General features: G+C 53.6%; 13 protein-coding genes and 2 pseudogenes. 3 read left to right on the top strand and 12 right to left on the bottom strand.

Annotated elements, in window-relative coordinates; all coding sequences use genetic code 11:
* Positions 1–14: 14 nt before the first annotated feature.
* Both groL and groES read right to left on the bottom strand, forming a co-directional pair.
* A complete protein-coding gene (gene groL / locus CCB157_RS01980; RefSeq protein WP_077614258.1) occupies positions 15–1,637 on the bottom strand; it encodes a chaperonin GroEL in 1,623 nt (540 codons plus the stop codon).
* A gap of 47 nt (positions 1,638–1,684) precedes the next feature.
* Positions 1,685–1,969, bottom strand: a complete 285-nt coding sequence (groES, locus tag CCB157_RS01975) for a co-chaperone GroES (protein WP_077614257.1) — start codon at positions 1,967–1,969, stop codon at positions 1,685–1,687.
* Between the two features lie 194 nt (positions 1,970–2,163).
* Here groES and CCB157_RS01970 point away from each other — a divergent pair, with 194 nt between their 5' ends.
* The gene (locus CCB157_RS01970; protein WP_077614256.1) at positions 2,164–2,865 is read left to right on the top strand and encodes a CPBP family intramembrane glutamic endopeptidase; all 702 of its coding nucleotides are present in this window, start codon (positions 2,164–2,166) and stop codon (positions 2,863–2,865) included.
* A gap of 160 nt (positions 2,866–3,025) precedes the next feature.
* Here CCB157_RS01970 and map read toward each other — a convergent pair whose 3' ends face one another.
* The 4 genes from map to CCB157_RS01950 all read right to left on the bottom strand — a co-directional run bounded on the left by map (position 3,026) and on the right by CCB157_RS01950 (position 5,609).
* Positions 3,026–3,787: a type I methionyl aminopeptidase gene (gene map, locus CCB157_RS01965; RefSeq protein ID WP_077614255.1), complete on the bottom strand. Its 762-nt coding sequence runs from the start codon at positions 3,785–3,787 to the stop codon at positions 3,026–3,028.
* Positions 3,788–4,025: 238 nt separating this feature from the next.
* Complete coding sequence (gene tatC / locus CCB157_RS01960) at positions 4,026–4,772, bottom strand: twin-arginine translocase subunit TatC (RefSeq protein WP_077614254.1); 747 nt, start codon at positions 4,770–4,772, stop codon at positions 4,026–4,028.
* Positions 4,772–4,951 carry a sec-independent protein translocase protein TatAY gene (tatAY, locus tag CCB157_RS01955; protein ID WP_077614253.1) on the bottom strand — a complete coding sequence of 60 codons (180 nt, stop codon included), beginning with the start codon at positions 4,949–4,951 and terminating at the stop codon, positions 4,772–4,774. The genes tatC and tatAY overlap by 1 nt, the downstream gene beginning before the upstream one ends.
* A gap of 1 nt (position 4,952) precedes the next feature.
* Positions 4,953–5,609 (bottom strand): redox-sensing transcriptional repressor Rex, encoded by a 657-nt coding sequence (locus tag CCB157_RS01950; protein ID WP_077614252.1) that lies wholly within the window; start codon positions 5,607–5,609, stop codon positions 4,953–4,955.
* A 271-nt stretch (positions 5,610–5,880) separates the two neighbouring features.
* Between CCB157_RS01950 and CCB157_RS01945 the strand changes: the two genes are divergently transcribed.
* On the top strand, positions 5,881–7,809 hold the full coding sequence (locus CCB157_RS01945; RefSeq protein WP_077614298.1) for an ABC transporter ATP-binding protein: 1,929 nt from the start codon (positions 5,881–5,883) through the stop codon (positions 7,807–7,809).
* Positions 7,810–8,427: 618 nt separating this feature from the next.
* Here the strand turns inward: CCB157_RS01945 and tsaD are convergent.
* The 5 genes and pseudogenes from tsaD to CCB157_RS01920 all read right to left on the bottom strand — a co-directional run bounded on the left by tsaD (position 8,428) and on the right by CCB157_RS01920 (position 12,434).
* Positions 8,428–9,491, bottom strand: a pseudogene (gene tsaD, locus CCB157_RS01940) (tRNA (adenosine(37)-N6)-threonylcarbamoyltransferase complex transferase subunit TsaD).
* On the bottom strand, positions 9,488–9,937 hold the full coding sequence (gene rimI, locus CCB157_RS01935) for a ribosomal protein S18-alanine N-acetyltransferase (RefSeq protein ID WP_193432240.1): 450 nt from the start codon (positions 9,935–9,937) through the stop codon (positions 9,488–9,490). Before rimI ends, tsaD begins: the two are co-directional and overlap by 4 nt.
* A gap of 2 nt (positions 9,938–9,939) precedes the next feature.
* Positions 9,940–10,635, bottom strand: a complete 696-nt coding sequence (gene tsaB, locus CCB157_RS01930) for a tRNA (adenosine(37)-N6)-threonylcarbamoyltransferase complex dimerization subunit type 1 TsaB (protein WP_077614250.1) — start codon at positions 10,633–10,635, stop codon at positions 9,940–9,942.
* On the bottom strand, positions 10,632–11,078 hold the full coding sequence (gene tsaE, locus CCB157_RS01925; protein WP_077614249.1) for a tRNA (adenosine(37)-N6)-threonylcarbamoyltransferase complex ATPase subunit type 1 TsaE: 447 nt from the start codon (positions 11,076–11,078) through the stop codon (positions 10,632–10,634). The genes tsaB and tsaE overlap by 4 nt, the downstream gene beginning before the upstream one ends.
* Before the next feature lie 210 nt (positions 11,079–11,288).
* Entirely contained in the window at positions 11,289–12,434 is a 1,146-nt protein-coding gene (locus CCB157_RS01920) for a trans-sulfuration enzyme family protein (RefSeq protein WP_077614248.1), read from the bottom strand.
* 151 nt (positions 12,435–12,585) lie between these two features.
* On the opposite strand from CCB157_RS01920, the gene CCB157_RS17190 reads away from it, so the two are divergent.
* Positions 12,586–12,888, top strand: a complete 303-nt coding sequence (locus CCB157_RS17190; RefSeq protein ID WP_143286887.1) for a hypothetical protein — start codon at positions 12,586–12,588, stop codon at positions 12,886–12,888.
* Positions 12,889–13,156: 268 nt separating this feature from the next.
* On the opposite strand, the pseudogene CCB157_RS18430 reads toward CCB157_RS17190, so the two are convergent.
* Positions 13,157–13,299, bottom strand: a pseudogene (locus CCB157_RS18430) (IS256 family transposase); the annotation flags it as partial.

The following is a 13,299-nucleotide window of genomic DNA, read 5'->3' as shown; positions in this document are numbered from 1 at the left end:
CTTTGACACCTTTATTACATCATGCCGCCCATGCCCATGTCGCCGCCGCCGTTGTTGTTTTTGTTTTCTTCCGGTTTGTCGGCGACAACGGCTTCCGTGGTCAGGAACATGCTGGCGACGGAAGCGGCGTTTTGCAGAGCCGAGCGGGTCACTTTCGTCGGGTCGACGATACCAGCTTCGATCATGTTGACCCATTCGCCTTTAGCGGCGTCGAAGCCGATGCCGACTTCTTCACGTTTCAGGCGTTCGACGATGACGGAACCTTCGAGGCCGGCGTTTTCAGCAATTTGGCGAATCGGCGCTTCGAGAGCTTGCAGGACGATTTTGACGCCGGTCGCTTCGTCTCCTTCCGCTTCGACGGCTTCAACGGCCTTGATGACGTTGACAAGCGCCGTACCGCCGCCGGAAACGATGCCTTCTTCAACCGCCGCACGCGTCGCGTTCAACGCGTCTTCGATGCGGAGTTTCCGTTCTTTCAGTTCGGTTTCCGTCGCGGCGCCGACTTTGATGACGGCTACGCCGCCGGCGAGTTTCGCAAGGCGTTCTTGCAGTTTTTCTTTATCGAATTCGGACGTCGTTTCTTCGAGTTGAGCGCGGATTTGATTGATGCGCGCGGAGATTTTATCGGCTTGGCCTTTGCCGCCGACAATCGTCGTCGTTTCTTTCGTCACGACGACTTTGTCCGCCGAACCGAGTTGGGCAACGGTCGCCGATTTCAATTCAAGGCCGAGATCGTTGGTGATGACTTCGCCGCCCGTGAGGATCGCAATATCTTCGAGCATCGCTTTGCGGCGATCGCCGAATCCAGGCGCTTTGACGGCGACAACGTTGAAGGTGCCGCGCAGTTTGTTGACGATCAAGGTCGCCAGCGCTTCGCCTTCGACGTCTTCAGCGATGATCAAGAGCGCTTTGCCTTGTTGCACCACTTGTTCCAAGAGCGGCAGCACGTCTTGGATGTTGGAGATTTTCTTGTCGGTGATCAAGATGTACGGATTTTCGAGCACGGCTTCCATTTTATCGGAATCCGTCACCATGTAGTGGGACACATAGCCGCGGTCGAATTGCATGCCTTCGACGACATCCAATTCCGTCGTGATGCCTTTGGATTCTTCGGTCGTGATGACGCCGTCGTTGCCGACGCGTTCCATCGCTTCGGCGATCAATTGGCCGACTTCTTCGTCAGCGGCCGAAATCGCGGCGACTTGGGCGATGGATTCTTTACCTTTGATCGGCGTGGAGATCCGTTTCAGTTCCTCAACCGCCGCTTTGACCGCTTTTTCGATACCGCGGCGAATGCCCATCGGGTTGGCGCCGGAGGTGACGTTTTTCAAGCCTTCTTGGATCATGGCTTGGGCGAGAACGGTCGCGGTCGTCGTGCCGTCACCGGCGACGTCGTTCGTTTTGCTCGCGACTTCAGCGACGAGCTGAGCGCCCATGTTTTCAAATTTATCTTCAAGTTCGATTTCTTTCGCAATGGTCACGCCGTCGTTCGTGATCAACGGAGATCCGAACTTCTTCTCAAGGACAACGTTGCGGCCTTTCGGACCGAGCGTGACTTTTACCGCATTGGCCAAAGCATCAACGCCACGAAGCATGGCGCGGCGTGCATCTTCACTAAATTTGATTTGTTTAGCCATTTGGACAATGCCCTCCTCATATCATGTATGTAGTGGATTCTGGTCGCTTACTTAACGATCGCCAAAATGTCATCTTGACGAAGGATGAGGTACTCTTTGCCGTCATATTTGACTTCGGTACCCGCATACTTCGAGAAAATGACGCGATCGCCTTCTTTGACTTCCAAAGCGACGCGTTCGCCGTTGTCAAGAAGCTTACCGGTGCCGACAGCGACAACCCGGCCTTCTTGCGGCTTTTCTTTGGCTGTATCGGGCAAAACGATGCCGCTGGCCGTTTTTTCTTCTTTTTCAACGGGTTCAATGACAATGCGATCACCAATTGGCGCTAACATTTAAAACCCTCCTTAATGTTCCCATGGCATTGTTAGCACTCTCGTTTGTCGAGTGCTAAATCCAGTAATAATATTAATCAATTCATCAGGGGAATGCAAGCGTCTTTTGTTATTTTTTATACAGCCGTACAAATGTGTTAGAATGAGGGCGGCAATGACCATTTTCTCGGACTTTTCGAAAGGGTGACCCGGCCGTGCCGAAACGTTATTGGTGGATTCTTGTCAGCTATATTCTTTGTCAATTGTCCGGATTCGTCGCGATTCCGCTTTTGACCTTTCTCCCTCCCGATCAAAGGCAGGGCTTTTGGATCACCGTCAGCTTTCTATTGACGCTGAGCATGGCGTTCATGCTGCTCCTTCCGGAACGGGGCAGTGATCGCCATGTCAAGCGGACGGGCTTCACCTCAACGGTCAAATGGTCGTTTTACGGCATCGCCCTCATCTATCTTACCCAGATTGCCGCGTCAATAATAGACGTGGCGCTGTTCGGGGCGCCCGAAAAATCGGAAAACACGGAGCAAGTCATGGAACTGGCGAACGCCACGCCCTACGTCATGTTCGTCATCGTTCTCGTCGGACCGATCTTGGAAGAGATCATCTTCCGCAAAATTATATTCGGCGCCATCGCGCAAAAGACGAATTTTTGGATCGGCGCCTTGATCAGCTCGCTTTTGTTCGCCTTCGCCCATTTCGACGGCCATTTGATCATCTACACTTCGATCGGCCTTGTGTTGTGTTATTTGTACAGCAAAACGAAGCGCCTCATCGTCTCCATCACGGCGCACGCCGCGATGAACGCGCTCGTGGTCATCCGCTTTTTGCCGGCGATTCAGAAAATGATCGAGGAACAAGAGCGGCAAAATCTTTCGCTGATCACTTGGCTGTTCAACCACTGACGGCGCCGGACGGGACGAACCCTTTGCACTGCCTAGTAAAGGCGCTGTGAGGACGTTCAGGCAAACGTTCAAAACGGGCAAATGCGCCGGTTCCATTAAAATTTTAAAGTGCTCCGTTTAACGCTTCCGCCGCTTTGATCGGGAATGTTAAACATCCCGATCAAAGCGGCTGTTCTTCAAGCGTCGTCAAAATGAGGGGCCCCTCTTTCGTGATGGCTATCGTGTGTTCGTATTGGGCGGAAAGCGAGCCGTCCACGGTCCGCGCCGTCCAACCGTTGTCATCAAGCCGGGAACGAAAATCGCCGACATTGATCATCGGCTCAATGGTTAAGACCATGCCTTCCTTAAGCCGCAAACCTTTCCCCTTGACGCCGTAATGCGGGATCTGCGGGTCTTCATGCATATATTGGCCGATGCCGTGGCCGACGAAATCGCGGACGACGCTGAACCCTTCCCCTTCGGCGTACGTTTGAATGGCGTGGCCGATGTCGCCGATGCGGTTGCCGACCCTGGCCTCGCGGATGCCGAGATACAGCGCCTTTTTTGTGACTTCCAGCAGTTTTTTCGTCTCATCGGAAATGTCTCCGACCGGGTAGCTCCAAGCCGAATCGGCGAGCCAGCCGTTGAGATTGACGACCATGTCGATCGTGACGATGTCCCCGTTTTGCAACGGCTGCTTCCGCGGGAATCCGTGGCAAATTTCGTCGTTGATCGACGCGCACGTGGCATATCGATAGCCCTTATACCCTTTTTGCTCAGGGGTGGCCCCGTGTTCGGCGAGAAATTCCTCGACAAATTGGTCGATCTCATGCGTCGTGATGCCGGGACGGATCATCTTTTCGATTTCTTTGTGGCAGCGGGCGAGAATTTCGCCGGCTTTCCGCATCTTATTGATTTCATTCATCGATTTCAATTTGATCATAACATCACCTTCAAACTTAATCATTCATTAACCTATGCCGTTTACTTCAAGGTGACACCCTCCGGACCGCTGCAAGTACGTTAAACTATACCAAATGAAAGCTTTTTCGTCTTCGTTCATGCTTAATCCCGCTCTTTTCGGCCCGCACGGCGGCCTTTCGGAAGCGCGCGGTCGCGCCGTCTGAGGAAGGCGACACCTCGGACGCCCCGTTTTGAGATCCGGCACAAAAAAACCACGATTAAAAGTCGTGGCCGTTTTCCGCTTCTTGTTTCAACTTATTTTTATAGACGCGCCGCGAGATCATGAGGCTCAATTCATAAAGGATGACAAGGGGAACCATCACGATCAATTGCGAGACGACATCGGGCGGCGTGATGATGCCGGCGATGATCAATAAGACAAAATACGCGTATTTTCTTATCTTAGCCAAAAACGCGGGCGTCAAGACGCCGAGCCGCGTCAAAAACATGATGAGAACGGGCAGCTCGAACACAAAGCCGAACGGCAACGTCAGCCGAAACAAAAACTGAAAATATTCATTGATGCCGATCACGTTTTGAATGCCGAGCGACTCGCTCAAATTCGCCATGAAATGCAAGACGTACGGAAAAAGAACGAAATAGGAAAAAGCCACGCCGCTCAAAAACAAAGCGATGATCAGCGGGATGTAAGCGAGCGTCACCCTCCGCTCATGCTCATAGAGACCCGGGCTGATGAACGCCCAGATTTGATACAGAATCAGCGGCGCCAACAAGACGAGCCCGATGACGAAGGCCGTTTGCAAATAAACCTGAAACGGATCGGTAATGCGAAAAGCGTTCATATGAATGCCTCTCGCCGTTTCCGACCGCTGTAAAAAGAGAATCACCGGTTTCGACAGGAAAAAACCGATGATAAACGTCGCGACGAAACCGACGACGATAATGAGAAGGCGCCGCCGGAGTTCCTCGAGATGTTCGCTTACGCTCATTTTTTTCTCGGACATTACGGACCATCCTGTTTTTTAGTCTTTTCCTCGCCGTCATCGACGAGCCCATTGGTTGCGTTTTTAAATTCCCGCAACGAGCTGCCCACAGCCTTGCCGAGTTCCGGCAGTTTCTTCGGGCCGAAGATGAGAAGCGCGACAATCGCGATGAGAATGATGCTTCCGATGCCTAGCCCCATATCATTCACCTCCCCGCTCCGGTTGCAGCGGATAATTTTTCATGAAATAAACCAACGTTTGCAGTTCCACGCCGAGGTCGATATGGTGCAAGCGGATATGCTTGGGCACGGATAAACGCACGGGTGTAAAGTTTAGTATACCACTGATTCCGCTCGAGACAACCTTATCGGTGACGGCTTGCGCGACTTCCGCCGGCACCGTCAAAATCGCAATGGAAACGCCGCGGTTATCATCGGTGGGCAAGTCGTCGATGTGCCGGATCGGCACCCCCGCAACGGTCGTCCCCACCCTGTCCTTTTTATTGTCGTAGGCGACGACGATGCGCGTGTTGTTGTTTTTGGCAAAATTGTATTTCAACAGCGCCGTGCCCAAATTGCCGACGCCGATGAGCATCGCTTTCGACACTTCGTTTTGGTCGAGCTTATCCCGCAAAAAAGCGAGCAAAGGTTTAATCTGATAGCCATAACCTTTTTTCCCGAGCGCGCCGAGATACGATAAATCCCGGCGGATGGTCGCGGAATCGATTTTGGCCACCTCGCTTAATTCGGACGAGGAAATCCGTTGTTTGCCCGATTCGTCAAGGTGTTGCAAAATCCGATAATACAAGGGCAAGCGCTTGGCCGTTGCCAGCGGAATTTTCGGTTGAGATTGCGGCATGATCTTCCCTCCGAAGCTTGCGGCAAGGTTTTCCGCGTGATATCCGATGATTCTCCCCTTCAAAACCGATTAAGACGTGAGCGCTTCCATTTTTCGTCCATTCCCATTTATTAATATACAACTAATATACAACAAAGCGAAGGCAGGCTCCGCATCCGGCTCCGGCCAAAACGAACAATTTTTTTAAAATTTGACCGCCCGTCCGCGCGTTTGCTCTTTTCACAATGCCGCAAGATACGCTAAACTGATTAGAGGATTTGAGGTGAACGCCATGATTTTGCTGGAAGCGCACAAGATCTCGAAATCATTTGGAACCGATCTTATTTTAGCGGATATAAACATCGAAGTACACTCCGGCGAACGGGTCGCTTTGGTCGGGCGGAACGGATCCGGGAAATCGACGCTGTTGAAAATCCTTGCCGGCGAGCTGGTTCCGGATCGCGGCGACATCGCGATCGCCAAGGAGGTCTCCATCGGTTATCTCGAGCAAAACAGCACGTTTCGTTCAACCAATACGATTTACGGCGAGCTGGAATCCGTTTTTGCCGATCTCCTGGACATCGAACGCCGGCTTCGCGACATCGAGCGGCGCATGGCGGAGGCCGACCCGAATGCCGAACCCGAGGATTATGAAAAACTTTTGGCGGAATATGACCGGCTGCAGGAACGGTTCACGGCCGCGGGCGGCTACACGTATCAAGCCGACATTCAAAGCGTTTTAAACGGTTTAGGGTTCGGCGACCGCGACCCGGACACGCCGGTCGATGCGCTGTCGGGCGGCCAAAAAACGCGGTTGGCTTTAGGGAAATTGCTGCTCGCCAAACCCGATCTCTTAATCTTGGACGAGCCGACAAACCATTTGGACATCACCACGCTGACGTGGTTGGAAAACTATCTCAAGCACTATCCGGGCGCGCTGTTGGTCGTCTCGCACGACCGTTATTTTCTCGATCGCCTCGTCGACAAAGTCTATGAAATTTCGCGCGGCGTTTCCAAAAAATATCACGGCAATTACAGCGCCTATTTGGAACAAAAGGCGGCCGATTTGGAACGGGCCTGGAAGGCTTATGAAAAACAGCAAAAAGAAATCCAAAAATTGGAAGATTTTATCCAGCGCAACATCGCGCGCGCTTCGACGACCAAGCGGGCGCAAAGCCGGCGCAAACGTTTGGAGAAAATGGACAAACTCGAACGCCCCGCCGGCGAGGAACGGCGCGCGCGCATCCATTTCGACATCACCAAGCCGAGCGGCCGCGACGTCTTGGTCGCAAGGGGCCTCGTGTATGGATACGAAGGCCGCAAGATCGGCGGCCCGGTCAGCTTCGATTTGCACCGCGGGGAGAGCGTCGCACTCGTCGGACCGAACGGGATCGGAAAGACGACGCTGCTCAAGACGATCGCCGGTCTGCTGCCGAAAATCGCCGGCGACATCCAATTGGGCGCGAACGTCACCATCGGTTATTTCGATCAGGAACAGAGCGGTCTGAACCCGAACAAAACCGTGTTGAACGAGCTGTGGGACGCCTATCCGCTCATGGATGAAAAGGACGTCCGCACCGTCCTGGGCAGCTTTTTATTTTCCGGCGACGACGTCTTAAAGCCGGTCGCCGCCTTGAGCGGCGGGGAAAAAGCGCGGCTGGCGCTCGCCAAATTGATGCTGGCCCGCGACAACTTTTTGATCTTGGACGAACCGACCAACCACCTCGATCTGGACAGCAAGGAAGTCTTGGAAGCGGCATTGATGGATTTTCCCGGGACGATCTTGTTCGTTTCCCACGACCGTTATTTCATCAACCGGCTCGCGACGCGCATCATTGAGCTGAGCCACGACGGGCTGACCGATTACCTCGGCGACTACGATTATTACGTTGAGAAAAAGGCGCTGCAAGAAGAGTTGGAACGGCTGGAAGCGGACGACCGCGCGGAGAAAAAGGCGCGCACCGCCTCCCGCGGCGACCCGGACGACTATGAGGCGGCGAAGCGCAAAAAACAAGAAGAACGGCGCCGCAAGCGGCGCATCGAAGAACTGGAACAAGAAATCGAACGGTTGGAGAAAGACATTCACGGTTTGGAACAACGGCTGTTGGCTCCCGAGGTCTTCAACAATTATGAAGAAGCGCAAAAAATAACGAAAGAAGTGGAAGAACGCAAACAACAACTGGACGCCTTGATCGATGAATGGACGCTTTTGCAGTCCTGACCGTTGCCCCCGGCGCCGCGGCGCGCACCGGGGGCTTTTTCTTCCCGCTTTTCAGCCTTGCCGCGACACTGCCGCTGCGTGATTCCAAAACCGAATCAAAGCCCCCTCCGGCTTAACGGAGATAAGCACATTATCCACACACTTATCCACAAATCCATCCCCTTTGCCGCCTGTTTTCCACAGATGTTGTCCACATCATCCACAAATCCGCCTATTTTTATCCACAATTTTTATGCACAGTCCGAACGTTTCTCCTATCCATGTTTTCAGTGGTTATTCACGATTCGCCCCATCCTGTGGATAAGTTAATCACAATCCGTAGACCGTCTGGAAACCGTGGCAAACGGGGGTGAACACCTTTGAAGGGGCCGTTATGAAACGTTTCCCAGGAAAGAGCGATCACGATATTTGCGCGAAAAACCAAAAGAAAAAACCTCCCGAATCGGAGGCTTTATAAAGCAACAATCACGCGATCAGCTAATTTTTAATGGCCCGTTTGAGCGCTGCCGGGATAACCTCATAAGCCTTTACATGGCATTCTCAACGAACTTGCCACGACTGTCTTTTCCCGGCCGCAAAGGACCACAGAGCACCCCATCATGCAGCGGGCATCGCCTTTTATAACGACAGGCCGGGATGCGCGTTCATGGAGAGATCCGCCCGTTTGCCCATGAGAAAATCGATCGTTCCGGCCGCGGCGATCATCGCCGCGTTGTCCGTACAGAGATAAAGCGGCGGGATGACGAGCTCGACGCCCCTTTCTCGGGCGGCGGCTTCCATGCGCTTCCGCAACCCTTTGTTCGCGGCGACGCCGCCCGCTACCAAGAGCTGCTTGGCCGCAAACGCATCGACCGCCCGCATCGCCTTTTCCGTAAGGACATCGATGACGCTTTCTTGGAAACCGGCGGCCACGTCGGCCTTGTTGACGATCTCGCCGCGCTGTTCGGCGTTGTGCACGTAATTCATGACGGCGGACTTGAGCCCGCTGAAGCTGAAGTCATAGGAATCTTCTTCGAGCCATGCGCGCGGGAATTCGACCGGCGCTTCGGCTTGGGCGGCCAAGCGGTCCACCTCGGGGCCGCCCGGATACAGCAAACCGAGGACGCGTGCCACCTTGTCAAAAGCTTCTCCGGCCGCATCATCGCGCGTTTCGCCGATCACGCGATAGACGCCGTGAGCCGGCATGTGGACGAGCTCCGTATGGCCGCCGGAGACGATTAAAGCGATGAGCGGAAACTTTAATTCGGTAACGAGGCGATTGGCGTAAATGTGCCCGGCGATGTGATTGACCCCGACGAGGGGCAAATTTTTGGCCAACGCCAACGCTTTCGCCGCGCTGATGCCGACGAGCAAGGCGCCGACGAGGCCCGGGCCTCTGTCACCGCGATCGCGTCCAAATCCCGCCACGTCACGCCCGCTTGTTTCATCGCCTCTTCGCAGACGATCGTGATTTGTTCAACGTGATGGCGGCTCGCCACTTCGGGGACCACCCCGCCGAACCGCTTATGGCTTTGAATTTGCGAAGCGACGACATTGGATAAAATGTTTCTTCCGTCTTCGACAACCGCCGCCGCCGTCTCATCGCAGCTCGTCTCAATTCCGAGAATTCTCGTCTTCCTTTCAGAAGCGGCGTCTTGCCGCAGCGGCGAATCCGTTTTGATGATCGTCGTAATCTCCGTCATATTTCCACCCACATAACCAGAGCATCTTCATGATTGTCCGAGTAATAACCCTTTCTGATGCCGCCGTCCTTAAAGCCGAGTTTGCGGTACAGATTTTGCGCGATGTGATTCGACACCCGCACTTCCAAGCTCATCTGTTTGGCCCGCTTGAGTTTGGCGAACAACATCGCCTTTCTGAGCAGGGTTTCGCCGATTTTAAGCCCCCGATATTCCGGCAGGACGGCGATGTTGGTGATGTGGGATTCATCCAGAATGACCCACACCCCGCAATAACCGACGATGCGGTCCCCGTCTTCGGCCACGAAATAGGTGGCGAAGCGATTGTGCCGCAATTCGTTTTCAAACGCTTCTCTCGTCCAAGGATTGGAAAAACTTGAGCGCTCGACGTGCAAAACTTGATCGATGTCTTCAAGCGTCATCGTGCGCAAATGAATGCGATCCTCCATGGCTATTTCCTCTCTTGCCGCGCCAGCCATTTGGCCTCAGCCTCTGCGAGCTGCAAATATTCGGGAGTAAATTCGTGAACCGGAACCGGGTCACGGCGGATGCCGAGTTTCGCGAGCTCGGAAGGTCTAGGATAATGATCGTTTGCGGACGATTTCACGGCGTTTTCGCCCATGGCGGCTTGAATGGTCGCCCAATGTTTGTCGACATCGCTCCCGAGAAAAAGCACGGGTGCATCCAATTTGGCGAGAGCATCAGCCCAATCGGCGATCGGGACGATCCGATCGTTCTCAACGGAAAGAACCCGGTCTTGGTGCGCCCGGTATAGCCCGGTATACACCTGGCCGCGGCGGGCATCGAAGAGGGGGACGACATAACCGGGAAAATGGCGGCCGTTTTGGGCGAGCACTTCCAAGCTGGACACGCCGACGAGCTCAATCCCAAGCGCCCACGCCAGCGTTTTGGCGACGGTGACGCCGATGCGCACGCCCGTGTAAGAACCCGGTCCTTGGGCGACGGCAACGCGGTCCAAATCATCCGGCGCCATTTCAATGTCTTTCAACAAGCGCTCGACGGCGGGCATGAGGCGGACGGAATGGTTTTTCTTCGTATTGGTGATGAACTCGCCGAGCACCGCCGTCTCATTCGCCACGGCGACGCCCATCGTCAAATTGGATGAATCGATGGCCAAAACGTTCATTTCCGCAACTCCTTGCACAATTCGACGAAGCGCCCGCCTTCCGGAACAAGGCGGATCCGGCGTTCACGCTCGCCGAGCCTTTCCATGGATATCCGCAGCCGCTCTTCGGGCAAAAGGGCGGCGATGCGGCTCCCCCATTCGACCACCGTCACGCCGTCTCCTTGAAAATATTCCTCAAAACCGAGCTCTTCGTCTTCATCAATGCGATACACATCCATATGGTAAAGGGGCAGGCGCCCTTGATATTCCTTAATGATGGTGAACGTCGGACTGTTCACCGTCCGGGTGACGCCCAACCCTTGGGCCAATCCTTTCGTCAGCGTCGTTTTCCCGGCGCCCAAATCGCCCTCCAAAACGAGAACGTCTCCCGCTTTTAACAGGCCGGCGAGCCGGGCCCCGAAAGAGATGGTTTCCGCTTCCGAATGCGTGATGATTTCATACATGCTGTTCCCTCTTTACGTCATCTATGCCTTGTCCGTCCCCGCCCCGGCTTGTCTCCGTTTAAAAAACGGGGCGAAGCGCGGCGCAATCATTCCTATACTATTGAACCATTTCTGCCCGCCAAACACAAACGGTTCATGTTCGCGGGCGGCTTTGGTTCATGCGCGGACCCTATCGTTTGTTTCGTTCCTGCACAGCCACACCCGTCCCGTTTAATGGATCATGGCGGCATGAAGCGCCCGGGCGAACGCTTCTTTAATATCGTCGATATCTTCGATGCCGACTGAAATGCGAACGAGATGATCATGAATGCCCAACCGCTTGCACAATTCCGCCGGGAGGGCGCGGTGCGAAGTGGAAGACGGATGGCTGACCGTCGTTTCCACTCCGGCCAAGGTGGCCACGATTTTGACCCAGCCCAGGGATTGGAAGAAGCGCTTGAGATCGACGCTTTCTTTGTCCATCTCGATCGTCACCATCGCCCCGTCGCCGTTCGGCGAAACGTTTTGCGGATAAAAAACGCGTTTGACGCCGGGCCGCTTTTTCAGGTCTTCGGCCAACCTCCGGGCATTGTTGACTTGCCGCTCCATGCGTATGCTCAAGGTTTTAAGACCGCGGCAGGCCAGCCACGCGTCGAACGGGCCGAGATTCGTCCCGAGATGAACCGCCTTTTCCCGCGCTTTTTGAATGAGCGCTTCCTTGCCGACGAGGACACCGGCCGTCACGTCGCTGTGGCCGCCGATATATTTCGTGGCGCTATGTACGACGAGATCGACGCCCGCTTCATACGGTCTGAGCAAATAAGGCGTCGCAAACGTATTGTCGACCATGGTGACCAAACCGTTGGCCTTAGCGATGGCGACGACGCGCTCGATGTTTTCCACCCTGAGAAGCGGGTTCGTGATCGTTTCGGTATAGAGCAATTTCGTATTCGGGCGGATCGCCGCGCGAATCTCTTCCTCATGTTCAAACGGGACCATCGTCGCTTCGATGCCATATTGCGGCAATTCCTCTGTAATCAGTTGATAGGTTCCGCCGTACAGATCTTGGCAAGCGACGAGATGATCTCCGGCTTTTAACACGGAAAGAAAGCCGACGAGGATGGCGGACAACCCGGATGAAGTCGCAATGCCTGCGGGCGCCGATTCCAGCGCGGCGACGGCCATCCCTAATTCATCGGTGTTCGGATTGCCGTTTCTCGTATATAAATAGGGCTTGGCGCCGGTGTAAAACGCCTCCATGTCGTCCAAATCTTTGTTGGTGAATGCAGAAGTTTGATAGATCGGCGTCACCTTGGACGACGTATCGATTCCGGATGGTTTCGGAAAATGCACGGTTTTCGTGTCAAAATGCCGCATGGCTTCCCCAGCCTTTCACTTTCACAATAATATGAGATGCGAAAAACGATTCAACCCGAAACGGCGGACATGTTCGGCTTAACCGGGCGATTCATCCCGCAAAGAAATGGGTTGATCTATTCCCAATTATAATCTAAAATGCCCGCCTTCTGTGATTACTTCCATCATAAAAGAAAAAAGCGGCACCCATTGCCAATCTGCGATTTTGTCAATGGTAGTTGCCCTTTATTTGATTACAATAAATAAAAACCCAACGAAAAGAAATGAGGACAAAATGGCACGCAAAACGGATGAAGAAAGACTACAAGAATTAGAGAAAAAAATCGAGCAAGCCAAAGCCAAAAAACTGCAAATCGAAAGGCGAATGAAAGAAAAAGAACGAAAAGAGCGTACTCGCCGATTGATTCAGGTCAGAGCGATCTTCGAGTATATTATGTGGTTTGCTTTTCGTTAACCGATACCGAACTTTATAACCGAAGAAGAATTATCATTTGTCAAATTTTATTCGGTTGGGTCAAGTCCATTTTATTGTGTAAATTTCCCTTTGATAGAAAGATGGACCTGATGACCTGACGTATGGCAGGTAAGTCCGGCAAGTCTCCCTGCCGGTCGCCTTCCCGGACTAATGATCATTGTTGTCAAAGTACAGGTGTGTCAAGGCGCTTTCGCGGCAACTCCTCGCTTCCGAGGTATTTCACGTTCTCCTTGACACGTCGAAGAAATTATCCCACTTTCTTGATCGCCGAAACTTCCTGATTCATCGTTTGAACGCCTAACTCTTTCGTTTTCCGCCACTGCCAATAGTCGGACATATCCAGGTATTTGCGTCCCGATATCCATTTTTCGTCCATTTCGATCAACACGG

The sequence above is a fragment of the Caenibacillus caldisaponilyticus genome, assembly GCF_002003465.1.
GTDB lineage: Bacteria > Bacillota > Bacilli > Bacillales > Sporolactobacillaceae > Caenibacillus > Caenibacillus caldisaponilyticus.
This window is presented reverse-complemented; position numbering and strand designations above follow the sequence as displayed.

Coding starts and splice junctions, on each gene's coding strand:
- groL (WP_077614258.1), bottom strand. CDS start 1,637: ATGGCTAAACAAATCAAATTTAGTGAAGATGCACGCCGCGCCATGCTT.
- groES (WP_077614257.1), bottom strand. CDS start 1,969: ATGTTAGCGCCAATTGGTGATCGCATTGTCATTGAACCCGTTGAAAAA.
- map (WP_077614255.1), bottom strand. CDS start 3,787: ATGATCAAATTGAAATCGATGAATGAAATCAATAAGATGCGGAAAGCC.
- tatC (WP_077614254.1), bottom strand. CDS start 4,772: ATGTCCGAGAAAAAAATGAGCGTAAGCGAACATCTCGAGGAACTCCGG.
- tatAY (WP_077614253.1), bottom strand. CDS start 4,951: ATGGGGCTAGGCATCGGAAGCATCATTCTCATCGCGATTGTCGCGCTT.
- CCB157_RS01950 (WP_077614252.1), bottom strand. CDS start 5,609: ATGCCGCAATCTCAACCGAAAATTCCGCTGGCAACGGCCAAGCGCTTG.
- CCB157_RS01945 (WP_077614298.1), top strand. CDS start 5,881: ATGATTTTGCTGGAAGCGCACAAGATCTCGAAATCATTTGGAACCGAT.
- rimI (WP_193432240.1), bottom strand. CDS start 9,937: ATGGAGGATCGCATTCATTTGCGCACGATGACGCTTGAAGACATCGAT.
- tsaB (WP_077614250.1), bottom strand. CDS start 10,635: ATGAACGTTTTGGCCATCGATTCATCCAATTTGACGATGGGCGTCGCC.
- tsaE (WP_077614249.1), bottom strand. CDS start 11,078: ATGTATGAAATCATCACGCATTCGGAAGCGGAAACCATCTCTTTCGGG.
- CCB157_RS01920 (WP_077614248.1), bottom strand. CDS start 12,434: ATGCGGCATTTTGACACGAAAACCGTGCATTTTCCGAAACCATCCGGA.